This is a genomic window from Pseudideonella sakaiensis (genome assembly GCF_048320135.1).
GTDB lineage: Bacteria > Pseudomonadota > Gammaproteobacteria > Burkholderiales > Burkholderiaceae_C > Ideonella_A > Ideonella_A sakaiensis_A.
The window spans coordinates 1,111,125-1,136,539 of the sequence record NZ_CP182947.1; the positions used below are offsets into that span (position 1 = coordinate 1,111,125).

Annotated in this window: 22 protein-coding genes and 1 pseudogene; 7 read left to right on the forward strand and 16 right to left on the reverse strand. The window is 66.5% G+C overall.

All coding sequences use genetic code 11. The annotated features are described in order from the left end of the window. Positions 1-11: 11 nt before the first annotated feature. Complete coding sequence (locus ACNH6H_RS04895) at positions 12-1,667, reverse strand: DUF1302 domain-containing protein (protein WP_418316117.1); 1,656 nt, start codon at positions 1,665-1,667, stop codon at positions 12-14. A gap of 42 nt (positions 1,668-1,709) precedes the next feature. Continuing rightward, positions 1,710-2,810, reverse strand: a complete 1,101-nt coding sequence (locus ACNH6H_RS04900) for an FAD-dependent monooxygenase (RefSeq protein WP_418316119.1) — start codon at positions 2,808-2,810, stop codon at positions 1,710-1,712. Positions 2,811-3,032: 222 nt separating this feature from the next. On the opposite strand from ACNH6H_RS04900, the gene ACNH6H_RS04905 reads away from it, so the two are divergent. Continuing rightward, complete coding sequence (locus tag ACNH6H_RS04905) at positions 3,033-3,965, forward strand: LysR family transcriptional regulator (protein ID WP_418316120.1); 933 nt, start codon at positions 3,033-3,035, stop codon at positions 3,963-3,965. Positions 3,966-4,356: 391 nt separating this feature from the next. Here the strand turns inward: ACNH6H_RS04905 and ACNH6H_RS04910 are convergent, their stop codons facing one another. The 8 genes from ACNH6H_RS04910 to hpaH all read right to left on the reverse strand — a co-directional run bounded on the left by ACNH6H_RS04910 (position 4,357) and on the right by hpaH (position 13,373). After that, complete coding sequence (locus ACNH6H_RS04910; protein ID WP_418316122.1) at positions 4,357-5,382, reverse strand: TRAP transporter substrate-binding protein; 1,026 nt, start codon at positions 5,380-5,382, stop codon at positions 4,357-4,359. 49 nt (positions 5,383-5,431) lie between these two features. Continuing rightward, on the reverse strand, positions 5,432-6,376 hold the full coding sequence (locus ACNH6H_RS04915; RefSeq protein WP_418316123.1) for a fumarylacetoacetate hydrolase family protein: 945 nt from the start codon (positions 6,374-6,376) through the stop codon (positions 5,432-5,434). An 11-nt stretch (positions 6,377-6,387) separates the two neighbouring features. Next, complete coding sequence (locus ACNH6H_RS04920; RefSeq protein ID WP_418316124.1) at positions 6,388-7,257, reverse strand: extradiol ring-cleavage dioxygenase; 870 nt, start codon at positions 7,255-7,257, stop codon at positions 6,388-6,390. A 25-nt stretch (positions 7,258-7,282) separates the two neighbouring features. Beyond that, the gene (locus tag ACNH6H_RS04925; protein ID WP_418316126.1) at positions 7,283-8,770 is read right to left on the reverse strand and encodes a carboxylesterase/lipase family protein; all 1,488 of its coding nucleotides are present in this window, start codon (positions 8,768-8,770) and stop codon (positions 7,283-7,285) included. A gap of 129 nt (positions 8,771-8,899) precedes the next feature. Continuing rightward, on the reverse strand, positions 8,900-10,372 hold the full coding sequence (locus tag ACNH6H_RS04930) for an aldehyde dehydrogenase family protein (protein ID WP_418316128.1): 1,473 nt from the start codon (positions 10,370-10,372) through the stop codon (positions 8,900-8,902). Next, positions 10,369-11,772 (reverse strand): FAD-binding oxidoreductase, encoded by a 1,404-nt coding sequence (locus ACNH6H_RS04935; RefSeq protein ID WP_418316130.1) that lies wholly within the window; start codon positions 11,770-11,772, stop codon positions 10,369-10,371. Before ACNH6H_RS04935 ends, ACNH6H_RS04930 begins: the two co-directional genes overlap by 4 nt. 2 nt (positions 11,773-11,774) lie before the next feature. Beyond that, positions 11,775-12,560, reverse strand: a complete 786-nt coding sequence (gene hpaI / locus ACNH6H_RS04940) for a 4-hydroxy-2-oxoheptanedioate aldolase (protein ID WP_418316132.1) — start codon at positions 12,558-12,560, stop codon at positions 11,775-11,777. A gap of 9 nt (positions 12,561-12,569) precedes the next feature. Next, on the reverse strand, positions 12,570-13,373 hold the full coding sequence (hpaH, locus tag ACNH6H_RS04945; RefSeq protein WP_418316133.1) for a 2-oxo-hept-4-ene-1,7-dioate hydratase: 804 nt from the start codon (positions 13,371-13,373) through the stop codon (positions 12,570-12,572). A gap of 137 nt (positions 13,374-13,510) precedes the next feature. On the opposite strand from hpaH, the gene ACNH6H_RS04950 reads away from it, so the two are divergent. Then, positions 13,511-14,476 carry a LysR family transcriptional regulator gene (locus tag ACNH6H_RS04950; protein ID WP_418316134.1) on the forward strand — a complete coding sequence of 322 codons (966 nt, stop codon included), beginning with the start codon at positions 13,511-13,513 and terminating at the stop codon, positions 14,474-14,476. 41 nt (positions 14,477-14,517) lie between these two features. On the opposite strand, the gene ACNH6H_RS04955 is transcribed toward ACNH6H_RS04950, so the two are convergent. Then, the gene (locus ACNH6H_RS04955) at positions 14,518-15,840 is read right to left on the reverse strand and encodes an FAD-binding oxidoreductase (RefSeq protein ID WP_418316136.1); all 1,323 of its coding nucleotides are present in this window, start codon (positions 15,838-15,840) and stop codon (positions 14,518-14,520) included. 78 nt (positions 15,841-15,918) lie between these two features. Between ACNH6H_RS04955 and ACNH6H_RS04960 the strand changes: the two genes are divergently transcribed. The 3 genes from ACNH6H_RS04960 to ACNH6H_RS04970 all read left to right on the forward strand — a co-directional run bounded on the left by ACNH6H_RS04960 (position 15,919) and on the right by ACNH6H_RS04970 (position 19,135). Continuing rightward, the gene (locus ACNH6H_RS04960) at positions 15,919-16,611 is read left to right on the forward strand and encodes a TetR/AcrR family transcriptional regulator (protein ID WP_418316138.1); all 693 of its coding nucleotides are present in this window, start codon (positions 15,919-15,921) and stop codon (positions 16,609-16,611) included. Between the two features lie 113 nt (positions 16,612-16,724). Continuing rightward, complete coding sequence (locus tag ACNH6H_RS04965; protein WP_418316139.1) at positions 16,725-17,606, forward strand: Bug family tripartite tricarboxylate transporter substrate binding protein; 882 nt, start codon at positions 16,725-16,727, stop codon at positions 17,604-17,606. Next, entirely contained in the window at positions 17,603-19,135 is a 1,533-nt protein-coding gene (locus tag ACNH6H_RS04970; RefSeq protein WP_418316141.1) for an amidase, read from the forward strand. Before ACNH6H_RS04965 ends, ACNH6H_RS04970 begins: the two co-directional genes overlap by 4 nt. A gap of 69 nt (positions 19,136-19,204) precedes the next feature. Here the strand turns inward: ACNH6H_RS04970 and ACNH6H_RS04975 are convergent, their stop codons facing one another. After that, positions 19,205-20,131 carry a LysR family transcriptional regulator gene (locus ACNH6H_RS04975; RefSeq protein WP_418316142.1) on the reverse strand — a complete coding sequence of 309 codons (927 nt, stop codon included), beginning with the start codon at positions 20,129-20,131 and terminating at the stop codon, positions 19,205-19,207. A 116-nt stretch (positions 20,132-20,247) separates the two neighbouring features. Here ACNH6H_RS04975 and ACNH6H_RS04980 point away from each other — a divergent pair, with 116 nt between their 5' ends. Beyond that, entirely contained in the window at positions 20,248-21,114 is an 867-nt protein-coding gene (locus ACNH6H_RS04980; protein ID WP_418316143.1) for an MBL fold metallo-hydrolase, read from the forward strand. Between the two features lie 20 nt (positions 21,115-21,134). Next, entirely contained in the window at positions 21,135-21,593 is a 459-nt protein-coding gene (locus tag ACNH6H_RS04985; RefSeq protein ID WP_418321230.1) for a DoxX family protein, read from the forward strand. On the opposite strand, the gene ACNH6H_RS04990 is transcribed toward ACNH6H_RS04985, so the two are convergent. The 4 genes and pseudogenes from ACNH6H_RS04990 to ACNH6H_RS05005 form a co-directional block, all read right to left on the reverse strand. Continuing rightward, positions 21,590-21,772 (reverse strand): hypothetical protein, encoded by a 183-nt coding sequence (locus ACNH6H_RS04990; RefSeq protein ID WP_418316144.1) that lies wholly within the window; start codon positions 21,770-21,772, stop codon positions 21,590-21,592. The two genes, ACNH6H_RS04985 and ACNH6H_RS04990, sit on opposite strands and share 4 nt — an antisense overlap. 5 nt (positions 21,773-21,777) lie before the next feature. Then, positions 21,778-21,959 (reverse strand): annotated as a pseudogene (locus ACNH6H_RS04995) (3-oxoadipyl-CoA thiolase); the annotation flags it as partial. Then, on the reverse strand, positions 21,956-23,281 hold the full coding sequence (locus ACNH6H_RS05000) for an MmgE/PrpD family protein (protein ID WP_418316145.1): 1,326 nt from the start codon (positions 23,279-23,281) through the stop codon (positions 21,956-21,958). The gene ACNH6H_RS05000 and the pseudogene ACNH6H_RS04995, both read right to left, overlap by 4 nt. 36 nt (positions 23,282-23,317) lie before the next feature. After that, positions 23,318-25,411, reverse strand: coding sequence for an acetate--CoA ligase family protein (locus ACNH6H_RS05005; RefSeq protein WP_418316146.1), 2,094 nt, complete (start codon positions 25,409-25,411; stop codon positions 23,318-23,320). Positions 25,412-25,415: the final 4 nt, after the last annotated feature.

Here is a 25,415-nt window from a genome sequence, read left to right on the forward strand (position 1 = left end):
TGTCTCCGTAATCAGAAAGTGGTGCGCAGCGAGAAGGTCACGAAATTGCGATCCTTCAGTGACTGCTTGAACTGCACGTTGGTGTTGTCGTCGACCGATGTGCCGACTGGGCCGAGGTAGTGGACGTAGTTCAGCGAGGCGATCCAGCGTCCGAGGTAGGTGCCGGTAACGCCGACGTTGAAGTCGCCGCCCTCGTCGACGCCGAAGGCGTTGCCGAGCGCCGAGGATTTGCCCCAGGCGTAGCCGATGCCGACGCTGGGCGAGAGGTCGAGGCCCGGCAAGGCCTGCCGATAAGACGGCGAATAGATCATTCGCACCGCGGTGGCCGACTTGTCGGCGTTCGGGTTCAGCATCGCGGCGTTCCTGGTCACCTTGGTGCGGGTGTTCCAGGCGATCTCGCCGAGGAAGGTGGCTCCATCCGCAATGAAGCTCGGACCCAGGCTGGCCAGCCACGAGAAATTCAGGTGGGCGGTTTCGCCGACCGCGTAGCCGGGATTGTTGTTGTTGTCGAAGTTCACGCCGACGCCGATCGCCGGGATCACCCTTTGCAGCGAGCTGGCCAGCGGCGTGTTCTGCCGGATCGATGCTTCGCCGGCCAGGCTCCACGCGCCGACCGTTTTCGCAGCGCTGACGCCGTAGGCCCGGATGCCCTCGTGGTAGGCCCAACGGTAGCTGCTGGCAGCCAGGTTGCCAGGACCATTCGGGCCAGGGGGACGGCCGCTGAGCGTGGTGTAGTTGTTGCTCGGGCCGGTGGCGTGATAGCGGATCGCGTAGAGGCCGAAGTCGGTCTCGATGTCGAAGGCACTCCAGCGCAATTGCACCCCATACTGGCCGCTGTCGCGGGCGTCGAGGTCGGGCGCCTTGATGAAGGAGCCGATCGGCCCGGCATTGATACGCTCGGCGCCCGGACCCAGCGTGTCGGTGGACGAGAGGTAGGCGCCCACCGGGATCAGCCTCGTCTTGTCCCATTCGTAGCCGACGTAGGCACCGAGCGAGAGTTCGTCGGTGAGCTGGATCTGACCGGACAGCTTGCCGATCGGGCGAGCGATTTCCTTGAACTGCGAATTCGGAACCGACAGCAGCTTGACCAGGTCGAGCGGCGCCTGCCCGCCGGCAATGCCGTTGCCGCCGAAGAAGAGCGTTTCGCCCCACAGCAGCGTGTGGCGCCCGAGCCGCACCGTGACCGGCTTGTCGCCCAGGCTGAAGCGGCCCCAGACAAAGGCGTCGAGCAGTTCGCTGTCGCCACCCATCACCTTGCGCGTCTCGTCGGGGAACTGGTTGCCGGGCGTGTGGTTCGACGTGCCGCTGCGGTTGTCGTTGCCGCGACGGTAGACCGGGTCGTACCAAGCGGCCGCGCTGACGCGGGCCCCGATGTTGTTCATCTGCAGATCGAGTTCGCTCAGCAGGTCGAACCGGCTCGAGACCAGTCCCTTGCCGAAGTTGTTGTCGCCGTCGTTCAGGTTGGATGTGCCGGGGTCGCTGGCGAGCACGGGCGATCGGTCCTTGAGGCGAAAGGCGTTGCTGTACCTGACGGTGTTGTCCCAGCGCAGCTTGAGGTCGGGGTTGCCGGTATCGATCTCAAACGCGTTGGCGCTGCAGGCCGCAGCGGCTGCGGCGGCCATCGCGGCCAGCTTCGGTGCCAGCTTGAGTCGTTGTGCGGGTTTCATTGGTCTCCTCGGTGGTGGTGTCGGGTGAGAAATCGGTTCGGATCAGGCTGGCCGGGCCAGTGCGGGCGCCAGCCTGGCGGCCAGCGTGCGCAGATCGGTCGACGCTTCAGGGCGCAGGTCCCAGCGCGCCGCCTGTGTCGTCAAGGCATGGACTTGCCGTGCCCGGTCGCCGCGTCGCGCCATGAAGGCATCGAGCAGCGCCGTGCGGTCCGCGCCGGTGCCCAGCAAGGCACCGAGGACGACGGCGTCTTCGACCGCTTGCGCGGCGGACTGGCCGAAATGTGGTGGCAGCACATGGGCGCTGGCTCCGACGCGCAGCACGCCGCGCTGATGCCATTCGCCGGCAAGCACACCGGTGTGCACCGGACGCACCGTCGTCGGCGTGCCGTCTTTCCAATGCGAGGCGAGCCAGCCGAACAACTCGCCCTGCGAAGCGAGGCTTGCACGCACCTCGTCGCCGCTTGTTGCGGAACCCTCGGGCTGCAGCAAGGCGACGCCGACCGTTTGCGGATTCACCGGCACCAGCATCAGCTTGCTTCTGCCGACGCCGATGACCCACGCTGCGTGGTCGATCGAGATCGGGCGCGGCAGCAGCGCATAACACCATTGCTGCGGCAGCGACTCGACCTCCACCGGCTCGAGCGTTGTACCGGCCACCCGGGGCAAAACCTCGCCGCTGGCAATCACCGCGAGATCGACCGGATGTCGCTGGCCGTTGTCCAGGCGGATCGCACCGCCGTCTTCGGCATCGGCAACCGTGGCGCCATCGTGGATGCGAACACCGCGGTCCAGGGCCTGTTCGCGCAGGATGCCGAGCAGATCGCCGTAGACCATGCCAAGCGCGGCCGGATAGCGTTCGCCGGCAAGCCGAGGGGTGGCAAGATCGAACTGCCGACGCCCATCGCCGTCGAGCACCGCGCGGTCGCGATACGGAAAACCTCGACGAACGAGGACATCGCCGACGCCCAACGCAACGAGGTCACGCAACAGATTGGGAACGACGTCGATGTGCGCCGCCGGCGCCGGCTGCTCGGTCTGCCGCTCGAAAACGTCGACGTCGACGCCGGCCTTGGCCGCGGCAATTGCGACTGCAAGACCGGCCAGTCCGGCACCGATCACGCCGACATTGCGAATGGCGCTCATGGCTTCAGGCCACCTGCCGCAGCAGCTCAGTAATTTTTGGCAAAGGCTTGCCTACCGCCTGGCTCGAGGCCATTCGTCGTCTCCTTGTTCGCTTGGGAAATCGGGTAAGCGAGAGGTTAAGGAAACCGAGGCTTTGTGAAAATCGGCTTGTTTCCACACATCGATTCGATGCCGTGAATACTTTGCGGGTTAACCCGCAAAGTCGACGGTTCGACACAAGCCATGCGCTTCAACCGGCTCGATCTGAATCTGCTCGTTGCACTCGATGCCTTGCTGGTCGAACGCAGCATCACCAAGGCTGCGGAGCGCTTGAATCTCAGCCCGTCGGCGACGAGCAATGCACTGAACCGCCTGCGCGAATATTTCGACGACGAATTGCTGGTTCAGGTCGGGCGCCGGATGGAGCCGACGCCTCGCGCCCAAGGCTTGCAGGATGCAGTGCGCGACGTGCTCGTGCGCGTCGACAGTGCGATTGCGATCCAGCCGAATTTCGACCCGACCACCTCGGACCGGGTCTTCCGCATCTTTGTTTCCGACTACACGCAGTTTGTGTTGGCGCCGCATGTACTGGCCTTGGCCAATGCCGCGCGCTGCAAGGCCCGATTTGAGTTTCTGCCGCAGGTCAGCAACCCGGTTGGTGAACTCGAACGCGGCGAAGCCGACCTGTTGATCCTGCCGCGCGACTTCCTCTCACCCGACCATCCGGAAGAGGTCTTGTACAGCGAGGAATTCACCTGCGTCGTCTGGGCCGACGGCAAATTGGCCAAGGGCGCACTGAACTTCGAGCGCTACCTTGCAGCGGGCCATGTCGTGATGCGGCCCACAGGCAACCCCATCGGCGAATCGTTCGAGGCCTGGTTCGTCAAGCGCTATGGGGTCACGAGGCGGGTCGCCGTGACGACCTACGGCTTCGCTCCGCTGCCGGCGATGGTCGTCGGCACCGATTTCGTCGCGACCGTGCATCAACGGCTCGCGCGACTGGCGCAGGGCTTGTGGCCGATCGCGTTGCGCACGCCGCCGTTGCCGATCACGCCGATGGAACAAGCCCTGCAGTGGCACAAATACCGGACCAAGGATCCCGGCCTCGTCTGGCTGCGCGAGTTGTTCCGGCAGGCCGTGGTCCGCATGGATGCCGGGATTGCGTCGCCGGCCTGAAACGCCCGCGTTGACCTTCCGCATTGCCGCCAGCAGGTCACAAAGCCGCGGACGGTAGCCGATCGCCCAGCGGCCCGCGTGCCTCGCAGTGGGCATCACTTACGAAACTGATTCGGGGACCTCGCCTCGCGCCCCAGGAAAAGCGCTGGCTCATCGACCTGCTGCGTCGACTGCAGGCCAGCCTGCCGGCGGTGGAACAGGCCTCGCAGGAGTACGTTGCGCAAGAGCGGGCTGCGCATGCCCGGCCGCCGGCCAAGCGCAAGCAGCGGCACGGGCAGTCAGCACCCGGGCTTCGCGGAGGTAGCCACGCGCCCCGCTTTCAACGTGGGTGGTCGTGATCGCCCCTAAAGCGCTCCCAACCCCTTCGCCCATTACGTCAACCGTGGTCAGCTCATTTGCTGTACTTGTTGATCAAGGCCTCTGCCTCCTCGGCCAGCTTCGGCCCGTCGATGCCCTTCGCCGAAACTTCCTTGTACCAGGCGGCTCGTGTTCCCAAGGCTGCACGCTGCCAGCGCTGCGACTCCGCCAGGTCGAGTTCGTGAATCTTGTTGCCGGCCTTTTCCGCGAGGCTCTTGCCGACCACGTCACCGGCGTCCATCGCCGCGCCGAATGTCGTCGAGCAGCTCTGACCCGAGTTGTTGTCGATGACCTTCTTCAAGTCGGCCGGCAATTTCGCGTAGCTGGCCTTGTTCATCACCATCGCGAAGGTGCTGTTGTACAAGGCCTTGCCACCTGAGAACGTGGTGTGGTTCTGCACGATCTGCTGCACCTTGAATGCAGGCACGACTTCCCAGGGAATCGTCGTCGCCTCGAGCACCCCCTTGGACAAGGCTTCTCCGACACCGGTGATCGGCATGCCGACCGGTGTGGCACCGAGTTGCTCGAGCATGATGTTGATCACGCGCGACCCCCCGCGAACCTTCATGCCCTTCAGGTCCTCGAGCTTGGCGATCGGGGCGCGGCTGTGGAACAGGCCGGGGCCGTGCGTATGCACGCAGATCAGATGAACGTCGGCGAACTCGTCCATCGAATTCTTCTGCACGAATTCCATGAATGCCTTTGAGCTGGCAGTCGCGGTGGTCGTCAGGAAGGGAAGCTCGAAGACTTCGGACTTCGGAAAACGCCCCGGGTTGTAGCCGAGCACGGTCCAGACAACGTCGGCCACGCCATCCTTGGCCTGGTCGAAAAGCTCCGGCGGCTTGCCGCCCAATGTCATCGAATCGAAGCGCTGGAACTTGATGCGGCCACCGCTCTCCTTCTCGACTTTCTCCGTCCAGGGCTTGATCGCCTTGGTCGGGATCGTGGCCTGCGGCGGCAAGAACTGGTGAAAGCGCAGCGTCACGTCTGCGGCCGATGCCTGGCCGACGATCGCAGCGCCGAACAGCGAGCCGATGAGGGTTCTGGTGAATGTCTTCATTTCGTTCTCCTGGTGTCGTGAAGGGATGGGGGTGTGGCGGTGTGGCCGCTCAACGCTGGCGCGACTGGCGCAGGTTGTCCTTGAATCGCTCGGGTACGCGTTCGTCGAAGCCGAGCGAGACGCGGCGCACCTCGGGGCTGTCGGTCGGCGCATGGCCGACACCGAGTGCAGCGGCGCGCGGCGCATCGATGGCAACCACGGTGCCGCTGATCCGTCCGATGCCGGTGATCTCGCATTCGACGAGATGGCCGGGATCGACCGAGCGTGAATGGCAGGGCGTGCCCATCAGGATCACGTCGCCCGGCAGCAAGGTGATGTGGCGGGCGATGTCGGCAATCACGTAGTGCGGGCCCCAGATCGTCTCGTCACCGATGTGTGCCTCCTGCACCACTCGGCCGTCGACATAGGTGCGCAGCGTCTGCTCGAACAGGTTGACGCCGCGGACGATGCCCGGGCCGATCGGCAGCAGCGTGTCGGCGCCCTTGACGCGCAGCATCGAGCCCTGGTCGGTATCGCGAAAATCCTGCAGCCCCATGTCGAGTGCCGGGCAGAAACCTTCGATGTAGTCCCAGGCTTCGTCGGGCGTCACATTGCGGCAGGTCCGGCCGATGACGACCGCATATTCACCTTCGTAGTTGAGGTACTTGCAGTCGGCCGGCTTCAGGATCTGCCCGCCGTGGCCGTTGAGTGATGTAGGCGGCTTGGTGAAATAGGTCGGCGTCTCGGTCGGCTTCGGCTTGTTGCGCGTTTCCATGCTGCGCGAGATGTACGAGATGTGCACCGCAATGATCTTGCTCGGCGCAACCGGCGGCAGGTAGCGCACGCTGTCGGCGTCGAGCAGGCGCCCGTCGTCGAGCCGCAGCTTGCCGGCGTCCGCGCCCTCCTCGACGATCGTGCCCCAGAAGGCGCTGCCGCCGACCAGCACGCGGCGGCGCTCGATGCGCGGGCCTCGCATCACCGCCGGCAGCTCCTCGATCGGAAATTCGAAGTTCATCGTGCGCTCCCTCAGGCGTCGAACCAGATGTGGATATTTCCGGTGCCACGAGCGTTTTCGTAGTCGGAAAGCGGCTCGCCCTTTGCTCGGCATGCCGCACCACCCATCGCCCCGACCATCTGCAGGTAATGCGCGCCGAAAGCCTCCCAGGGCAGCTTGCGGTATTCAGCGTTCCAGCGCTCGAGCACGGTGTCGTGGCGGCCCTGCCTGAACAGTTCGATCGCGCCCTTGTCGCTGTCGATGTTCGCGGGCCGCGAGACATTGCTCTCGTGGAAGATGCGCGGGTTGTTCGGCTTCCAGTCGATGTTGTTGAACTTGTGGCTGAGCGCGCCCGAGGCCAGCATCACCACGCGCAGGCCGCTGCGGCGGATCGCTTCGGCAATCGCCTCGCCCGACTGCAGATAAGCCGGCCAGTCACAGTTCTGGCACGAACTCACGGTGACCACCGGTGTATTGCTGTGCTCCAGCCGCAGTTGCTTGACCAGGTTGATCGTGGCGTAGTGGCGGCCGAGATCCGGGTGGCAGACCGCGCGGTCGTAGCCGCCCATCTCGCGCGACACGGCCTCGATCTCGAGCGCCAGGCTGGGCAGGCCGCGGTAGTCGTAGGGCACGCCATGCAGATACCACGGCATCTCGTCGGAGATATAGGTTCCGATGTAGCGCTCGCCGCCGTCGACAAGGTGATAACCGGTGGTGAACCAGTGGGTGTCGAAGATCATCACCACGTCGGGTTTTGCGGCGGCGATCTTCTCGCGCAAGCGGGCATAACCGGCAATCAGGTCCGAGTCCTCGCCTGCACCTTGCAGGCGACGAAACTCCTCGCATTGCATCAGGCCCGGGTGGTGCGACACGATGGCCGCACCGACAATTTTTCCGTTCATGGTTTTTTCCGTCATTTGGGTCGACTCATTCGAAACCGATGCCGGCCCAGAGCTTGCGGCGATCGGCCAGCGGGTCTGCGACCACGGTGGATGTGGTGTCGAAGCGCATCGTCGGCCGGGTGGTCAGGTCGTAGCGCGGCCAGCCGGCATCGCCGGTCTTCACGAAGCGCGCCCAGCGGCCGTGCATCTCGTCCGCCAGCGGCTGATGGCCCGGCCCGCCGAGGAAGGGCGCTGCCTGCCGGCTGCCCAGGGTATTGAAGGCAAACGGCACGTCGACCACATGGCCCGCGCCCAGCCGCCCGCCGAAACCGGGCGACGACCACGAGAAGTTGTAGTGCCACACCGGTGCGCCTGCCCGGACGCGTTGCTCCGCATAGTTCAGCGTCGGCATGCGGAAGGTCTGGTCCGATTCGAACAGCGCCAGCATGTCGCCCGGCGAAGCATTCGCCCGCGCCTGGGAATAGACATCGGCAGCATGGGCCGGCAGCCTGGCGCCGCGTAAAGCGCCTGCCACGGCCGGCGGCGGAATGCGGTCGATCGTGCCGCCGGGCACCAGGTAAAGGCGAGCCTCCTCGTCGGTGGAACCGATCAGCAAGGGGATGCGGGGGCTGGCGTTGCGCTGCAGCGCAGCCAGTGGCGGTGCGGTCAGCACCTTGCCGTCGATCACCGGCAGATACGGCGGCTGGCCACCGATCGGCCCCCACTTGGCGCGGTCTCGCAGATCCTTGACCATGGCCTCGACACCGGCGATCAGATCGGGCAGCGGCACGGCGGCCAGCGCTTGCGCCGTCGGTGCGACCTTCAGCGTCTCTGCGGTCGCACTGGCGATGCGTTGTGCCTGCGACGGCGTCAGATGGTTCTGCGGCGGGCTTTGTGCAATCGCCTTGTGGAACAGCCCCTGCGCCATCGGCATGCCCATCAGCAGCATCACGCTCTGCGCGCCGGCCGACTGTCCGGCCAGCGTGACGTTGCCGGCATCACCACCGAAAGCGGCGATGTTGGTCTTGGTCCATTCGAGCGCAGCCACCGAATCGAGCAGACCGCGATTGGCCGGCATGCCGTCGATGGCCATGAAGCCGTCGATACCGACGCGGTAATTGACGGTGACCACGACGATGCCCTGCCTGGCGAAGCTGCTGCCGTCGTACCAGCCCTCGGCCGCGTCGACACGGTAGTAGGCGCCGCCCGGCAACCAGACCAGCACCGGCGCGTTGCGCGCATCGGCCGGCGCCCAGATGTTCAGCGTCAGGTCGTCGGCCGCACCGGCGAGGCCACCACTGGGCGCGCGCGACGGTTGTGGCGGCATCGGTCGGTAGTCAACGGCATTGCGCACGCCCGACCACGCAGGCATTGGCTGTGGCGCCTTGAAACGGTTGGCTGCCGTGAAGGGATTGGCCGCATACGGCACACCCTTGAACGACAGCACGGCGCCATTGCGTGTGCCCTGCAACTCGCCTTGTGCCACCGTGGCAATCGGCGTTGCGCTGTCGATGCCGCGGATGGCTTTGACCATGCCGGCGCCGCTTGCCGCGCAACCGCCCAGGCCGGCAAGAGCAGCGCCCATGCCTGCTGCAACAAGCTGCCGTCGGGTGAATCGAAAACTCATCCTGGTTTCTCCATTGTTGTTTGGCATTCGCAGCGCTCAGCGCTGGCTGAAGCTGGCGCGGAACGGCTTCTTCGGCACGACGATGTCCTTGATGTCGCAGAAGAACTCGAAGCTCCAGTTGCCACCTTCGCGACCGATACCACTGCGCTTGATGCCGCCGAACGGCGCGGCCAGGTCGCGGATGCCGAAGCTGTTGATCCAGATGAAACCGGTGCGCACCCGCTCGGCCACCGCGGTCGCATGGGTGGTCTCGCCGTAGCAGACGCCGCCGAGCCCGTAGTCGGTGCCGTTGGCCAGCGCGATCGCCTCGTCGTCGCTGCCGAAGGTCTGCAGCGTCAGCACCGGGCCGAAGACCTCGTTCTGCACGATCTCGTCGCTCTGCTGAAGCCTGGTCAGCATCGTCGGCTGAATATATTGCGCGCCGAACGGGTGCTTGCTGCCGCCCCACAGCAGTTCGGCGCCGCCGACGACGGCGCGCTCGATGAAACCGAGTACGCGTTCGACCTGGCGCGGGTGGATCACCGGGCCGATTTCGGTGGCCTCGTCGCGCGGGTCACCGACATTGAGTTTTTCGACATGGCCGCGCATCGCCGCGACGAACTTCTCTGCCACCTTGTCGTGGACCAGGAAACGCGTGCCGGCCAGGCACACCTGTCCTGCGTTGCGGTACATCAGCGCGCCGGTGGCGGCCGCATTGTCGATATCGGCATCCTCGAGCACGATGAACGGGCTCTTGCCGCCGAGCTCCAGGCTGCACGGCACCAGGTTGGCACCCGCCGCCTGCGCGATCCACTTCGCGGTCGGCACGCTGCCGGTGAACGATATCCGGGCCAGCCGCGGATCGCTGACCAGTTTGGCGCCGGTATTGGCGCCGCTGCCCTGCACGACGTTGAAGACACCGGGCGGCAGGCCGGCGGCGTCGGCCGCGTCGGCCAGCAGCGAGCAGGTCAGCGGCGCCCACTCGGGCGGTTTCAGGATGCAGGTATTGCCGGCGGCAAGCGCCGGGCCGAGCTTCCAGGTCGACAACATCAGCGGCGCATTCCACGGCGTGATGATCGCGACCACGCCGGCCGGGTCGTGGCGCACGATGTGGTGCGCCTGCTCGGTGTCGATCGGATGGTCCTGTAACTTCAGCGCATGTTCGGCAAACCAGCTGATGTTGAGCTTCGCGCGCGGCACCACGCCATGGCGCATGCGCGACAGCAACACGCCGGCATCGTTGCTTTCGAGCACGCAGAAGGCGTCCGCGCGTTTGCCGATCTCTTCGGCAAAGCGGTCGAGATAGGGTTTTCGTTCGGCGGCGCTCAGCGCACTCCAGGCCGGAAAGGCGCGCTCGGCGGCGCTGATCGCAGCCTCGACATGTTCAGCCGTGCCTTCGCTGATCTGGCCCAGCGAGCTCTGGTCGATCGGGCGGAACAGTTCGAAGGTTTCGTTCGATGCGACGCGAGCGCCGTTGATGTAGTGATCGGGCGAGACCGCAATCCCTGATACATCGAGCATCTTGTTCATGGCAACAGCTTTCCTGGATTCATCAGATGGTGCGGATCGAGGGCGGCTTTCAGCGTGCGCATCAGCGCCAACTCGACTTCGGATTTGTAGCGCGCCGATTCATCGCGACGCAACACGCCGAGACCGTGCTCGGCCGAGATGGAGCCGCCGAACGACACCACCGCGTCGTGCACCAGGCGATTGATCGGCGCTTCGAGGGCGACGAATCTCGCCTCGTCGGTGTCGCCGTCGGCGGGCGACAGGTTGTAGTGCAGGTTGCCGTCGCCGGCATGGCCGAATACGACCCGCCGCAGGCCGGGAAACTGTTTCTCGATCGCGGCGTCGGTCTGCTCGACGAATTCGGCAATCGCCGAGATCGGCAGCGAGATGTCGTGCTTGATCGTCCTGCCTTCGGCGCCCTGCGACTCCGAGATGTCCTCGCGCAGCGCCCACAATGCCTCGAACTGGCTCAGGCTCTGCGACAGCGCGGCATCGGTTGCGATCTCGTTTTCGAACGCACTGCCCAGCAAGGCCTCCAACGCTTCGTTGGCCGAGGCTTCGTCGCGCGTCTCGCTGACCTCGATCAGCACATACCAGGGCGAGCGATCGGCCAGCGGCAGGCGCGCGGCATCCACATGTTTTTCGACCAGACGGATGCAGGTGTCGCCGATCAGCTCGAATGCGGTGAGTGTCGGCCCGAGCTGCTGCTGCGCCCGTTGCAGCAGTTCGATTGCCGCTGCCGGTGACGGCACGGCGATGAAGGCCGCGACCTGCGCCGCCGGCAACGGGAACAGCTTCAACGACGCCGCGGTGATGATGCCGAGCGTTCCTTCACTGCCGATATACAGGTCGCGCAGGCTGTAGCCGGTGTTGTCCTTGCGCAGCCCGCGCAGGCCATGCCACAACTCGCCAGCCGGCGTGACGACTTCCAGGCCCAGGCAGAGGTCGCGTGCATTGCCATAACGCAGCACCTGCACGCCGCCTGCATTGCTCGCCAGGTTGCCGCCGATGGTGCAAGTCCCTTCGGCGGCCAGGCTGAGTGGAAACAGGCGGCCGGCTTCGCGGGCCGCCTGCTGCACCTGCAGCAGCGTGACACCGGCTTCGACCTCGAGTGAATTGTTGGCCGCATCGATGCGCCGCACACGGTTGAGCCGGCTCAGCGACAGCACCAGCGCAGCGCCCGACTGGTCCGGCGTGGCGCCGCCCGACAAGCCGGTGTTGCCGCCTTGCGGCACCACCGGCACCCGCTGCTCGTGACACCAGCGCATCACCGCGGCGACATCGGCAGCGGTATCGGGCTGCGCCACCGCGATCGCGCGGCCGGTCCATTTGCGGCGCCAGTCGGTCAGCCAGGGCGCCATCTCGTCGGCTTCGACGAGCAAGCGGCCGGAGAACGCCGCACGCAGCCGACTCAGGTCCATCTTCACTTCTGTTTGGCGGCCGGCGCCTTGAACCGCGCCGACAGCGTGCGCGCGGCCTGCGCCAGCAGCGTCGTCTCGATGCCGACCGCGATGAAACGCACACCTTGCTCGATGCATTCGCGCGCCCTTGCCTCGTTGACGGCGAGGATGCCAGGCGCCTTGCCGGCGGCCAGGATGCGACGGATGCCGTCGTCGATCGCCTTGACCACCGCCGGCTCGTCGGCTGCACCGAGGTACCCCATCGATGCGGCAAGGTCGGCCGGGCCGATGAAGACGCCGTCGATGCCGTCCACCGCCGCGATCTCGTCGAGTTGCTCCAGCGCGGCCGCGGTCTCGACCTGAACCAGCAGGCAGATGCCGTCGTTGGCTGTTTTCAGATAGTCGGCTTGCGCGCTCCAGCGCGACGAACGCGCCAGCCCGGAGCCGACACCGCGCATGCCCTGCGGCGGGTAGCGGGTCGCACGGACCAGTTCACGCGCCTGTTCGGCCGTTTCGACCATCGGCACCAGCAAGGTGGTGGCACCGATCTCGAGCACCTGCTTGATCAGCGCGGTATCGCCGTGCGGGATGCGCACCACCGGGTGCGCCGGATACGGCGCGACGGCTTGCAGTGAGGCGAGCATCGAACGCAGGTCGTTCGGGCCGTGTTCACCGTCGATCAGCAGCCAGTCGAAGCCGGTGGTGGCGCACAGCTCGGCCGCATAGGGGTCGGCCAGGCCGAGCCACAGGCCGATCTGCGCCCCCGGTTGCGTCAGGGCCTGCTTGAAGACATTGGCGGATGAAGTCATCGATATTCCTCAGACAAAACGCACGCTGATCGAGCCGAGCGGGCCGTAGTCGGCATGGAAGACGTCGCCGACGGCGCAAGGCACGGGCCGGGTGAAGGATCCGCCGAGCACGATCTCGCCGGCCTGCAGGCGTTCGCCATGCGGGGCCAGCTTGTTGGCCAGCCAGGCGACGCCGTTGCCCGGATGGTTCAGCACCGCAGCGCCAAGCCCCGACTCCTCGATCACCCCGTTCTTGAACAACAGGGCGCCGGCCCAGCGCCAGTCGACCGCATCGGGCTTCATCGGCCGGCCGCCCATGACGATCGCGGCATTGGCGGCGTTGTCGGCAATCGTGTCGAGCACCTTGCGCGGCGCCTTGCTGACGCGGTCGAACTGCTCGATGCGCGCGTCGATCAGTTCGAGCGCGGGCACCACGTAGTCGGTTGCATTGAGCACGTCGAACAAGCTGACGTTCGGCCCTTCGAGTGTGCGTGCGAGGATGAATGCGAACTCGACCTCGAAGCGCGGCACGATGAAGCGCGCGGTTTCGATCTCGCTGCCGTCGCGCAGCAGCATGTCGTCGAGCAGGGTGCCGTAGTCGGGTTCGGTGATCTGCGAGGCCAGTTGCATCGCGCGCGAGGTCAGGCCGATCTTGTGGCCGATGACGCGACGTCCGTCAGCCAGCTTCAGCTTCATCCATTCGCGCTGGATCGCATAGCTGTCGGCCATCTCCATCGACGGAAAACGCTTGGAGAACTGCGCGATCTGCACGGCCGTGCGCTCCGCATCGTGCAGTTCCCGCGCGAGTGCGGCATGTTCAATGGCTTCTGGCATCTCGTGTTGTCCCCGGTTGTCCGAACGCGCTGTGCGGGAATGGCGTCTGTCGTTGTGCCGCCAGTCTTGCCGCATTCGGCATGGAACACCATCAATCGATCCAGGGCATTCATCAAGCTAAGGTTGATAATCAAGACATGCCGTTGACCCGATTCACCTTGCGCCAGATCGAGGCCTTTCTGGCAGTGGCCGAGCTGCACAATTTCACCGCCGCTGCCGACCGGCTCGGCTTGACTGCGCAGGCAGTCAGCCAACTGGTGGCCGAACTCGAGTCGGTGCTCGAATTCCGCTTGTTCGACCGCACGACGCGGCGGGTGGCAGTGTCCAGCGCCGGGCGCGACTTCCTGCCGGCGGCGCAGACGATCGCACGCAATGTGCAAGCGGCCGAAAGCACCGCCAACGATGTGCGCCACCGCGCCGCCGGCGTCGTGCGGGTCGGTGCGCCACTGGTGCTGGCCAGCACCGCCGTGCCCGAGGCCATCATGGCGTTTCAGGTTGCGCGGCCGAGGGTCGTCGTCCGCGTGCGCGACCTGCCGGTGGAAAACCTGGTCGACAGCGTCAACGCCGGTGACGTCGATATTGCCGTCGGTCCGGACCGTCCTGCCGGCAGCGACGTCGCCAGGCAGGCGCTGTTCGACAGCGCCTGGGTCTTGTGGTGTTCGCCTGCGCATCCACTGGCGCAGCGCAGCGCGCTGCGCTGGCGCGACCTGCTCGAGCAGCCGCTGGTCGCAGCCGGCTACGACCACGAACGCAGCGTCGGCCAGATGAGGCTGAGCGTGCCCGAGGAATCGAGGGTCAGACCGGTCGACGTCGTCGACAACATCACCACCGCAATGGGCATCGCGGCGCAGGGCATCGCGGCGACGCTGGCGCCGGCCTATGTTGCCGTTCTCGCGGTCCGCTACGGGCTGGTGATGCGGCGCGTGCTCGAACCCGAGACGGTGCGCAAGGTCTGCCTCTACAAGCCGTTGGCGCGCAGCCTGTCGCCGGCCGCCGAGGGTTTTGCCGATCACCTCGCGCAGTGGCTGCCCGGCTGGGCCGATCGCATCGCGTTGGATCACGCTGCCGGGCAGAAAAACCAGGCCCGGCGGCGCTCGCGCTGAGCGGCCGTTGCAAACGGAAGGGCTGGCCCGGTTCGCTGGCTTCAGTCCAGTACACGCCCCGGGTTCAGCGTCTGCTTCGGATCGAGCGCCTGCTTCAGCGTGCGCAGCAGCGCGATCTGCGCAGGGTTGCGCGTCATCTCGAGGAACGGCTTCTTGATGAAACCGACGCCATGTTCGGCGCTGATCGTCCCGTGGTGGCCTTGCAGCTCGCGGTAGACGAGTTCATCGACGGTGTGCTTGTCCTGCTCAGCGTGTGGCCCGGTCACCAGGTGCAGGTTGTTGTCTCCGAGGTGGCCGAAAAACAGGTGCTCGGCGTTCGGAAAGCGCGACTTCAGCACGGCCTCGACCCGTTCGACGAAGTCCGGAATCTGCTTCAGCGCCAGGCCACAGTCGAAATTGACCGTCGGCTTCAGGTGCGTCAGCAGTTCGGGGATGCTTTGCCGCAGGCGCCAGAAGGATTCGACGTCCGACAAGCTCGATGCGACTGCGCAGTCGCTGATCAGCTCGGCCTCGAAGGCGCCTTCCAGCGCTGCCTGCAACTGCTCATCGACGGTCTGGCCCTGCACTCCGCGCGCCTCGATCAGCACCGCCCACGGGCTTTGCGGATCGACGGGGTTGCGAACACCGCTCAGCGAGGCCGACATCTCGACGAAGCGCTGCGACATGAATTCATAGGCGTGCAACATGCCGCCCAGCGTCTGCTTCAGGTGGCGCAGCAGCTTGGCCACCGCCACCATGTCGGGCAGCGCGGCGATCGCAGCCACCGTCGGGCCGGGCGGCGGCTGCAGTTTCAGTACCAGCCGGGTGATGATGCCCAGCGTGCCTTCCGAGCCGATGAACAGGAAGCGCGGGTCGAGGCCGGCGCTGTTTTTCACCAACCGGGTCAGCGATTCGAGCACCGTGCCGTCGGCCAGCACGGCCTCGAGGCCGAGCACCGAGTCGCGCATCGTGCCGTAGCGCAGAACCCGTTCGCCGCCGGCGTTGGTCGCCGCGTTGCCACCAACCTGGCAACTGCCGCGTGCGCCGAGATCGACCGGAAAAAACCAGCCCGCATCTGCGGCGGCGCTCTGCACCTGCTCCAGCGTCGCGCCGGCCTGCACCACCATCACGCCTTCGAGATCGTCGATCTCCTCGATCTGGTTCATCCGCTCGAGGTTGATGACGACGTCGCCGTCGGCCGGAACGGCACCGCCGGCCAGGCCGGTCAGCCCGCCCTGGATCGTGATCTTGCGGCCCTGCCGGTGGCAATCGGCAACGATGGCGGCCACTTCTGCGGCCGTCGCTGGTCTGTGCAATTCGGCCGGTCGGCCGCGGGTCAAGCCGCTCCAGTCGGTCAGAAAGCGGTCTTCGATGTCATTGGTCATTGCGGGCCTCCCGGTCAGGTGGTCGTTAGGGTATCCATCAGTTTCACAATACAGGTGTAATGTCTATTCTTCAACCCCATGAACTCCCTTACAGACCGCCGCAGCCGTGCGGACCGTGCGCGAGATACCCGTGCACACCTGATCGCAACGGCCATCGAGGTGGTTCGCACCCGCAGCTATGGCCAGGCCACGATGTTCGAGTTGGCCAAGGCCGCAGGCGTTACTCCGGGTGCGCTGCAGCACCATTTCGGCTCGCGCGCGGAGCTGATGCTCGAGGTGCTGCAGGCCATTCTGGAAGCGAGCGACGAAAGTGGTGTGCCCTGGCCTGAAGCCAGCATGCCGCTGCCTCAGCGCTGCCAGGCGCTGGTGCAGGTGCTGTGGCAGAGCCTGTACGAGCCTCCGCGTTTCCTGGCGGCGTGGAGCGTTTACTTCGGCAGCGCCGGCGACGCCGAACTGCAGCCCCGCGTCGCCCTGTTGCGTCGGCAGTTGGTCGCCTCGATGTACCAACGCTTTGCCGATGTGCTGCCCGAGGCCCACGCGCAGCCCGACTTTGTAGCGCAGGTCGACCTGGTGCTGTCCGCACTTCGCGGGCTCGGCGTGGCGCGCCTTTTCGGCCCCGACAGCGCGGCCGAAAAGGCTCAACTGGAACTGCTGGGCGGAATGATCGCCCGCTGGTGTGCCCCGCTCGCCCAAACCGAGCCCACCACCGCGCGCAGCGCGATTGCGCCACGCCCCAACAACCCCCATCGTCCCAGGAGGAAATCCCCATGACCACCCACCGTCGCCATGCCCTGAACCACGGCCTGCGTCTGGCCTTGCTGTGCGCCGTTGCAGCGGTCACCGCACCGTCCACTGCTTGGGCCCAGGCCTTTCCGAGCAAGCCGGTGACCTTGGTGGTGCCCTACCCACCGGGCGGTGCCACCGACGTGATCGGCCGCATTCTCGCCAATGCGATGGGCGCCAGGCTTGGCCAGCAGGTGCTGGTGGAGAACCGTGCCGGCGCCGGCACGGCCATTGGCGCCGGCCAGGTGGCGCAGTCCGCGCCGGATGGCTATACGCTGTTGATCAGCTCCAACACCACCTTCACCATCAACCCGGCGCTCAAGGCCAAGCTGCCCTATGACCCGCTGACCAGTTTCGAGTCGATCGGCGTGATGGGTACCTCGCCATTGGTGCTGCTGGCCCACCCTTCGGTGCCGGCCAAGAACCTGAAGGAGCTGGTGGCGCTGGCCAAGGCCAAGCCCGGCCAGCTCAACTTCGGCTCCTTCGGCAACGGCACCACGGCGCACTTTGCCGGTGAACTGCTGAAGGTGATGGCCGACATCAACATCGTGCATGTGCCCTACAAAGGCAGCGCGCCGGCCATGCAGGACCTGATCGGCGGGCAGATCCAGCTGACTTTCGACACCAACGTGGCTGCCATACCGCAGGTCAACGGCGGCAAGGTCAAGGCCATCGCGGTGACCTCGTTGAAACCATCACCCACCATGCCCGGTGTGCCGTCGATCGCCCAGTCGGGCTACGAAGGCTACGAGATGGTGCCCTGGATCACCGTGGTGGCGCCGCGCGGCCTGCCGGCACCCGTCCGCACCGCGCTGACCAAGGCCTTTGCCGACAGCCTGGCCGACGCCGATACCCGCACCCAGCTGACCGCTCGCGGCGTTGACGTGCAGCCCGAGCCCCCTGCCGCCTACGAGCGCCGCGTGGCCGAGGAGCTGCCCAAGCTGCGGGCCTATGTGCACAAGGCCGGGCTGAGCGAACAGTGAGCACCGACGCCGCGGTGACCGAGCTGGGTGCAGTGGCGCTGCGCGCGCTGATCGGCCGTCGCGCGCTGTCACCTGTGGAGCTGATGGACGCCTGCATCGCCCGCATCGAGGCACTGAACCCGGCGGTCAATGCGCTCGCGGCGACCGACTTCGAGCGCGCACGCACGGCGGCCCGCGCGGCCGAGGCGGCGGTGATGCGCGGCGACGCGCTGGGCCTGCTGCATGGCCTGCCGCTGGGCGTGAAGGACCTGCAGGACACCGCCGGTTTGTTGACCACCGGCGGCAGCATCGGCCGACGCAATCATGTGCCTGTGCGTGACAACGCGCTGGTCGCCAGGCTGCGAGCGGCCGGAGCCATCGTGGTGGCCAAGACCAACGTGCCCGACATGGGTGCTGGCGCCAATACACGCAACCCGGTGTGGGGCGCCACCGGCAACCCGTTCAACCCGAACCTGAACGCAGGCGGCTCGTCCGGCGGCTCGGCGGCGGCGTTGGCACTGGACATGCTGCCGCTGGCCACCGGGTCGGACACCGGCGGGTCGCTGCGCATCCCGGCCGCGTTGTGCGGCGTGGTCGGCCTGCGGCCGTCCCCCGGCCTGGTGGCCAACGATGCGCGGCCGCTGGGCTGGTCGGTGATCTCGGTGCTGGGGCCGATGGCCCGTGATGTGGCCGACACCCGGCTGCTGCTGCGTGCCAGCGCGGGCCTTGACGCGCGTGACCCCTTGTCGTGCGTGCAACCCGACCTGGACCAGCCGCCGGCCGCGGTCGATCTGTCACGGCTGCGCATCGGATTTACCGAAGACTTCGGCTGCTGCGCGGTCGACCCGATGGTGCGCCGCGTGTTCCGCGACCGCATCGAGGGGCTGCAGCGGCTGGGCGCGCAGTGCCGGCCGCTGACCCTGGACCTGGCCGACGGCCACCGGGTCTTCGACGTGTTGCGTGCCGAGAGCTTTTATGCCGCCTATGCCGACACGCTGGCCAGCGCACCTGAGACCCTGGCGCCGCATGTGCGCGCCAACGTGGAACTGGCAGGCCGCATGACGCTGGGCGACCGCACCTGGGCACACCTGACGCAAACCCGCATCGCCCGCGACTTTGCACGGGCGTTCGATGACGTGGACCTGATCGTTGCGCCCACCTCGCCGGTGACGCCGTTCGCCTGGACTCAGCTGTACGCCGCCGAAATAGACGGGCAGCCGATGGAAAACTACTACCGCTGGCTGGCGCTGACCTACCTCGGCACCCTGGCCACCAACCCCTCGCTGAGCCTGCCCTGCGGCGTAGACGAGGCCGGCATGCCCTTCGGACTGCAGCTGATGGCCCCGCTGCGCAGCGACGCCTGGCTGTTGTGTGCGGCGCAGGCGCTGGAGCAGGCCTGGTCCGCCCAGCCCGGTCTGTGTCGACCCCGCCCGAATGTGGCCGCCCTGGTCGACCCTCGGCAGGCGCCGCAGCCAGCGCTGCGCAGCATTGTGACCCACCCGCCGGGAACGGGCCGCGCCAGCGCCGACGGGTTGGCCACGGCGGTGTAGCGAAGGCGCTGTGTGCCAAAGGCCACCGGCCGCTTCGTCCAGGCGCTCGGCGAAACACGGATGCTTCGATCAGCTGCGTCGTTTCGGCATCGCAGCAGCAGCGAGCTGCCAAGGCGTTTCGGCGAACCGCTCCACCAGAAAATCCAGCAACGCACGCACCGCAGGCGACAAGTGCCTGCGTGATGTGTAGAGGGCATAGATCGACAAGGGCGGCGGGGTCCAGTCCGGCAGCACCCGCTGCAGGCTGCCGTCGGCGAGGTGCGGTTTGGTCAGATACGTGGGCTGCAGGGCCAACCCGCCACCGGCCAATGCGGCGCGCAGCAAGGCCGTCGCCTCGTTGGCGCTGAAGTGGCTGCTGACCTTGACCTCGACTTGCTCGGCGCCACGACTGAGCAGCCACGCGCTCTTGCCGAAATTGGCGTAGGTCAGACAGCGATGCCCGGCAAGGTCGGCTGGCGAACGCGGCACACCCAGGTTGGCCAGATACCCGGGTGAGGCGACCAGCACCGATGTGCACGGCGCCAGCACTCGGCCGATCAGCGCGGGATCAGGCTCGGCGCTGATGCGTATCGCCAGGTCGATACGCGCTTCCACCAGGTTGAGTGCGCCCTCGCTGGCGTTGAGGTCGATCTTCAGTTGAGGATGCAGTTGCAGAAAGTCGACTACCGCGGCCGCCATCTGCGCGTAGGCAAACGACATGCTGCAGGTGATGCGCAGCTGACCACGCAGCGCGCCGTCCGAGCTTTTCGTTTCGTCCTCGACGTCTTCCATCAGCGCCAGCATCTGCTGGCTGCGACGCAGGCAGTGTTCGCCCGCATCGGTCAGCGTCACGCTGCGGGTGGTGCGCTGCAGCAGGCGCGAGCCCAGCCACTGTTCCAGCGCACCGACGTACCGGGTGACCATGGTGCGGGACATGTCCAGCTTGTCCGCCGCGGCGCTGAAGCTGCCAGCGGTGGCCACTTCCACGAATACCTGCATCGCCGCCAATCGATCCATGATGTGTCCGAATATTGAAACAGTGATGCCCAGAATAACCGGTTTATCTGTTCGATTTTCGAAACTAAAGTCCACGTCAGCGCAGATTTCGCCTCTGACCCCTACTGGAGATCAACATGTTTCGCAGCACCCTCGTCGCGGCCACCCTGGCCGTCGTATTCACCTCGGCCTTCGCCGACCAGCCGCTGTCCGTCAAGGTCTACAACGCCGACGGCAACAGCTTCAACGTCAACTCGACGCTGATCTCCGGCCAGAAGGACGCCATCGTGATCGACGCCGGCTTCACCCGCGCCGACGCGCTGCGCATCGCGGCCAATGTGCTCGACAGCGGCAAGCAACTGACCACCATCTATGTCAGCCAGGCCGACCCGGACTACTACTTCGGCGTCGAGACCTTGAAGGAGATCTTTCCTCAGGCCGACGTGGTGACCACCCGCGCCGTGCTGGACAAGCTGACGCCCAAGCTTGCGGGCAAGGTGGCGTTCTGGGGCCCCAAGATGGGCGCCAACGCGCCGCGCAAGCCGGTCCTGCCCCGTGCGCTGGCAGGCAATGTGCTGCAGCTGGAAGACCAGACCATCGAAATCCGCGGCACTGAGGGCCTGTTAGCACACCGACCCTATGCCTGGGTACCGTCGATCAAGGCCATCGTCGGCAACATCGGCGTATTCGGCAACATGCATGTGTGGACCGCTGACACGCAGACGCTCGCCGAGCGCGCCGCTTGGGTCGTGCAGCTCGATGAGATGGCGGCGCTGAAGCCCGAGTTGGTGGTCCCCGGACACATGCATGCCGGCACCAAACTGGACGCCGGTTCGATTGCCTTCACCAAGGGCTATCTGCAGACCTTCGAGAAGGCCTTGCCTGTCGCCAACAACAGCGGCGACCTGATCACCGCCATGAAGCTGGCCTACCCCGAAGTCACCAGTGGCGGCATGTCGCTGGACATCGGCGCGAAGGTCAACAAGGGCGAAATGAAGTGGTGAGCCAGACCGCACCCGCAAGCATCAACACAACCATTCCCTACGGAGCTTTGCCCATGAACGATTCCTTCAAGACCCCTCTCGTCGTCGCCGGCCGCATCCTGCTGGCACTGATGTTCATCCTGGCCGGCTTCAGCAAGCTGGGCAACCTGCAGGGCACTGCCGGCTACATCGCCAGCGGCGGACTGCCGTTTGCCTCGGTGCTGGCCGTCGTGGTCGGCTTGTTGGAACTGCTGGGCGGCCTGGCCATCGCGGTGGGCTTCCAGGCGCGCTGGGCTGCACTGGCGCTCGGCTTGTTCACGCTGGCGGCCAGCGTGCTGTTCCACAAGTTCTGGGCCGTGCCGGCTGAACAGGCCATGGTGCAGCAGCTGCTGTTCATGAAGAACATGTCGGTGGCTGGTGGCCTGTTCATCGTCGCGGCCCTCGGTGCCGGACCCGCGAGCGTCGACGCGCGCCGCAGCCCGCGGCTGGCCACGACCTAAGCACTGGGATGATGGCGGCCGCCGCCGCCGTGATCGCAAGCCGGGCCCCAGGCGCCATGTGGATGTCCGAGTGCCATCGCACCGAGGTTCGGATTGACGAGCGGATCGCCTTCCGGCAGTTCTGGCTCCCGCAACACGGCCAGGCCCTGGGCGGCGAAGGCCTCGTACAGCTCGATCACGTCGCCTCGTCGCCCTGGTTCGAGCGTCCAAAGGTCACATCGGCAACGGCCTCCCGGTCGAGCCCCGGATGAACAGCGCCGCGATCGGAATGGCACCGAGGTCATCGGCACGAACCGATGACAGGGCACCGCCGTAGCGGCCGAATGGCGTGCGAACCGGGTCGCAGATGAACGCATGTCGGGTCATGGCAGCTCCTGATGGATGTCCAGGTCCCACAGCCGTGCCAGCAGCGCGGCGGCGGCCTCGCCGCCGATCGCCGGCGATGCCAGCTCGATCAGCTTGTCGCCGAGCTCGGCGTCCGACAGCGGCAGTTCGGGGTCTCCCTTGCGATCGGACTGGACGTGAGTGAAGCGGCGCCCATCGTGCAGCGTGATCTCGACACGCGCACCGCGGCGACCCGGGAATGCGGCATCGATCGCCGGGTCGAGAGTGCGTGTGATGCGCTTCATCAGCGCTCGGGTTGCGGTGTCGTTCAGACGTTGGGCGTCAAATGCGGACAGGCGCACGCTGCCGTGCACGAGCGCGGATGCCACCATGTAGTGCAGGCTGAAGCGGGCCTGATCGGCGTCGATCGGATCGACATGGGGAGCGATGTCGAGCGTCGCGCGGTAGACGCCGAGATGGATGCGCTCGATATCGCGATAGGTGAATCCGTGCAGGTCCTGAATCCCCAGCACGCCGTCGATCGCCGGAAAGTTGTGCCCGCAGCCGACGTGATTCTTGAACGTCAGCCGCATGGTGTTGAAGTCACGGCCCAGCGTGGCGCCGATCTGCGACCAGTCGGCAAAATCGCCCATCGCACGACCCATTCCGCCTTCTCCGTCGAGGATGTCGAGCGAGCTGCGAACGCCCCGCGCCGCGAGTTGCGCAGCCAGCATGCCGGCCTCGGCGGCACGCCCGGCGTGCAGCGGCTTGGCCATTGCTTCGCTGCGGAAGGCCTGCTGCAGCCCGGCGCTGAAGGTGCCGGTCATTGCCAGTGCGTTGGCGAACGCCTGCTCGTCCAGTCCGAGCAGAAATCCTGCGGCTGCGGCGGCGCCGAAGCTGCCTACCGTTCCGGTGTTGTGCCAGTGCTCGTAATGCGCGCGACCCAGCGCGACGCCGATGCGTGTCGAGACCTCGTAGCCGACGACGACCCCGCGCAGGAGGTCGAGTCCGCTCGCGCCGACCGACTGCGCTGCAGCGAGGGCTGCCGCGATCGTGGCAGCGCCGGGGTGAACCATCGCGTCGCGAAAGCTGTCGTCGACCTCCGCAGCATGCGCGGCCGTGCCCTGTATCAGCGCTGCCGCGCGTGGTGTGGCCGCTCGGCCGCCAGCCAGGCGTGCCGCTCCGCGGTCGAGGTCGTCGGCGAGCACGGCAATGAGTGCCCGCACTGCCGGTGCGTCCAGCCCCGGATACAGCGCCGCATGCCAGTCGATCACTGCGCGCTTGGCATGGTGCACAACCTCTGCAGGCAGCGGCTCGTCACGACAACGCGCCGCGTAGCACGCAAGGACTTCGGTAGCAAACATCGCGCCTCCTTCAGGGGTTCAACGGCGCCAAGAACCTCAAGCCAGCACGACGACGCCGTCGGCTGCGCAAACGCCCTGGCCCTGCGGCAATACGAACACCGGGTTGGCTTCCGCCTCGACAAGTCGATCGCCCAATTGCGCGGCCATCTGCGAGAACGCGACGATCGCATCGACCAGCGCCTCGACGTCGAGCTTCGGCCGGCCGCGGAATCCGTCGAGCAGCGGCCAGGTCTTGAGTTCCTTCGCCATGGCCAATGCCTCAGCGCGGCTCAACCCTCCCGCGGCAGGCAGCAGCCGCATCGTCGTGTCCTTGAACAGCTCGGCGGTCACACCGCCCATGCCCAGCAGGATCGCCGTGCCCAACGGATCCCGGTGCATGCCGAGAATCAGTTCGGTGCCGCCGCTCACCATCTGCTGCACCAGGAAGCGCTGCGGCCGAATGCCGGCCTTCGCTTCGACGTCGGCAGCCATTCCGATCAGGCGCGCACCGATCGTCTCCGGGGTCAGGTTCACTGCGACGCCACCGACTTCGGTCTTGTGAGTGATCTCGGACGAAAGGATCTTCAACACGACCTGGCCGCCAAGTTCGTGCGCAGCAGCCTCGGCCTGCGCCGGTGTCTGCACGATGCGCTCCGGCGCACAGGGCATGCCGAAGCGTTCGAACAATTGCTTGGCCTCGGCCTCGTCGAGCGAACCCGATGGCAGGTCGTCGACGGCGATGCCCGCCGGTCGATCCACCGCCTCGGCGTGCGCTTCGAAGCGTGCGGCCCTCAGCATGCCGCCGAGCGCCGCGGTGCAGCTCTCGGCCGCCGCGAAGGCCGGCACGCCGGCGCGTGTCAGCGCAGCGCCAACCTCGGGGGCGTGCGGGCTGACATAGGCAATGACGGGTTTGTCCGAACGCGGCAGGCAGTCCTTGATCGGATCGACGAGCAGCGTCGGGTTGGCCAGGCTCGAGGAGCCGACGATGATCGTCAGCGCGTCGTAGCTGTCGCTCTGCAGCAGGATATCGATCGCGCCGCGCAGCAGATCCGGCTTCAGTCCGGCGAGCGTCACGTCGATCGGGTTGCGGTCAAGCACTGCGTGGTCGCCGGTCTGCAATGCACGCAGCGCTGCCGCGGTCTCTCCGTCCGGGGCAGGCGTCTCGAAGCCGGCCATGCCGAGGTCGTCGGATACCAGCGTGCCGGCGCCGCCGGTGGAGGTCAGGATCGCGACGCGGTTGCCGCGCAGGGTGCGCCCGGTGTCCAGCGCGGCCGGGATGTCGATCAGGTCGGCGAAGGTCTGCGCGCGGATCACGCCCACCTGCTTGAACAGCGCGTCGTACATGCGGTCGGCACCTGCCAGCGCACCGGTGTGCGAGACCGCGGCCTTGACGCCGGCCTCGGAACGGCCGATCTTGAACGCGACCACCGGCTTGCCGGCGCCCGCCGCCTTCAGCGCGGCGGCCCGGAACTTCGCCGGATTGCGCACCGTCTCGATATACAGCGCGATCACCTTCGTCGCCTCATCGTCGGCCAGATGGTCGATGAAGTCGGCCAGTTCGAGGTCGACCTCGTTGCTGGTCGAGATCAGCTTCGACAATCCGATGCCGCGCGCCGCGGCACGCGACAGCAAGGAACCGAGGATGCCGCCGCTTTGCGAAACCACGCCGATGCCTCCGGCCGTGAAGTGCTCCATCTCCAGCGCGCCAGTGGCCGACAGCACGATGTTGTCGGTCAGATTGACCAGACCGATGGTGTTCGGGCCGAGGATGCGCATCGAGCCGGCAGCTTCGATCAGCTGCCGCTGGCGCCGCGCACCTTCCTCGCCGGTCTCGGTGTAGCCGCTCGCCAGCACGATGGCCGCGGCGGTTCCGCGCGCCGCCAGTTCGCGCAGGGCGAGATGGGCACGCTCGGCGCTGAGCAGCACGATGCCGACGTCGGGCACGGTCGGCAGCGACGCGATGTCGGGGTAGCACGGCAGTTCGCCGATTCGGTCGACCTTGGGGTTGACCGGAAGGATGTCGCCGGAGAACCCGTGCTTCACGAGGTAGGACACCGGCCGGCCGGCGGTCTTGGTGGCATCGGCCGAGGCGCCGATGATGGCGACGCTGCGCGGTTGCAGCAGTCGGGCGATGGGGTCGAGATGGTCCATGGCG

Coding starts and splice junctions, on each gene's coding strand:
- hpaI (WP_418316132.1), bottom strand. CDS start 12,560: ATGACTTCATCCGCCAATGTCTTCAAGCAGGCCCTGACGCAACCGGGG.
- ACNH6H_RS04905 (WP_418316120.1), top strand. CDS start 3,033: ATGCGCTTCAACCGGCTCGATCTGAATCTGCTCGTTGCACTCGATGCC.
- ACNH6H_RS04975 (WP_418316142.1), bottom strand. CDS start 20,131: ATGGATCGATTGGCGGCGATGCAGGTATTCGTGGAAGTGGCCACCGCT.
- ACNH6H_RS04895 (WP_418316117.1), bottom strand. CDS start 1,667: ATGAAACCCGCACAACGACTCAAGCTGGCACCGAAGCTGGCCGCGATG.
- ACNH6H_RS04915 (WP_418316123.1), bottom strand. CDS start 6,376: ATGAACTTCGAATTTCCGATCGAGGAGCTGCCGGCGGTGATGCGAGGC.
- ACNH6H_RS04900 (WP_418316119.1), bottom strand. CDS start 2,810: ATGAGCGCCATTCGCAATGTCGGCGTGATCGGTGCCGGACTGGCCGGT.
- hpaH (WP_418316133.1), bottom strand. CDS start 13,373: ATGCCAGAAGCCATTGAACATGCCGCACTCGCGCGGGAACTGCACGAT.
- ACNH6H_RS04950 (WP_418316134.1), top strand. CDS start 13,511: ATGCCGTTGACCCGATTCACCTTGCGCCAGATCGAGGCCTTTCTGGCA.
- ACNH6H_RS04910 (WP_418316122.1), bottom strand. CDS start 5,382: ATGAAGACATTCACCAGAACCCTCATCGGCTCGCTGTTCGGCGCTGCG.
- ACNH6H_RS04935 (WP_418316130.1), bottom strand. CDS start 11,772: ATGGACCTGAGTCGGCTGCGTGCGGCGTTCTCCGGCCGCTTGCTCGTC.
- ACNH6H_RS05000 (WP_418316145.1), bottom strand. CDS start 23,281: ATGTTTGCTACCGAAGTCCTTGCGTGCTACGCGGCGCGTTGTCGTGAC.
- ACNH6H_RS04930 (WP_418316128.1), bottom strand. CDS start 10,372: ATGAACAAGATGCTCGATGTATCAGGGATTGCGGTCTCGCCCGATCAC.
- ACNH6H_RS05005 (WP_418316146.1), bottom strand. CDS start 25,411: ATGGACCATCTCGACCCCATCGCCCGACTGCTGCAACCGCGCAGCGTC.
- ACNH6H_RS04980 (WP_418316143.1), top strand. CDS start 20,248: ATGTTTCGCAGCACCCTCGTCGCGGCCACCCTGGCCGTCGTATTCACC.
- ACNH6H_RS04920 (WP_418316124.1), bottom strand. CDS start 7,257: ATGAACGGAAAAATTGTCGGTGCGGCCATCGTGTCGCACCACCCGGGC.
- ACNH6H_RS04955 (WP_418316136.1), bottom strand. CDS start 15,840: ATGACCAATGACATCGAAGACCGCTTTCTGACCGACTGGAGCGGCTTG.
- ACNH6H_RS04960 (WP_418316138.1), top strand. CDS start 15,919: ATGAACTCCCTTACAGACCGCCGCAGCCGTGCGGACCGTGCGCGAGAT.
- ACNH6H_RS04925 (WP_418316126.1), bottom strand. CDS start 8,770: ATGGTCAAAGCCATCCGCGGCATCGACAGCGCAACGCCGATTGCCACG.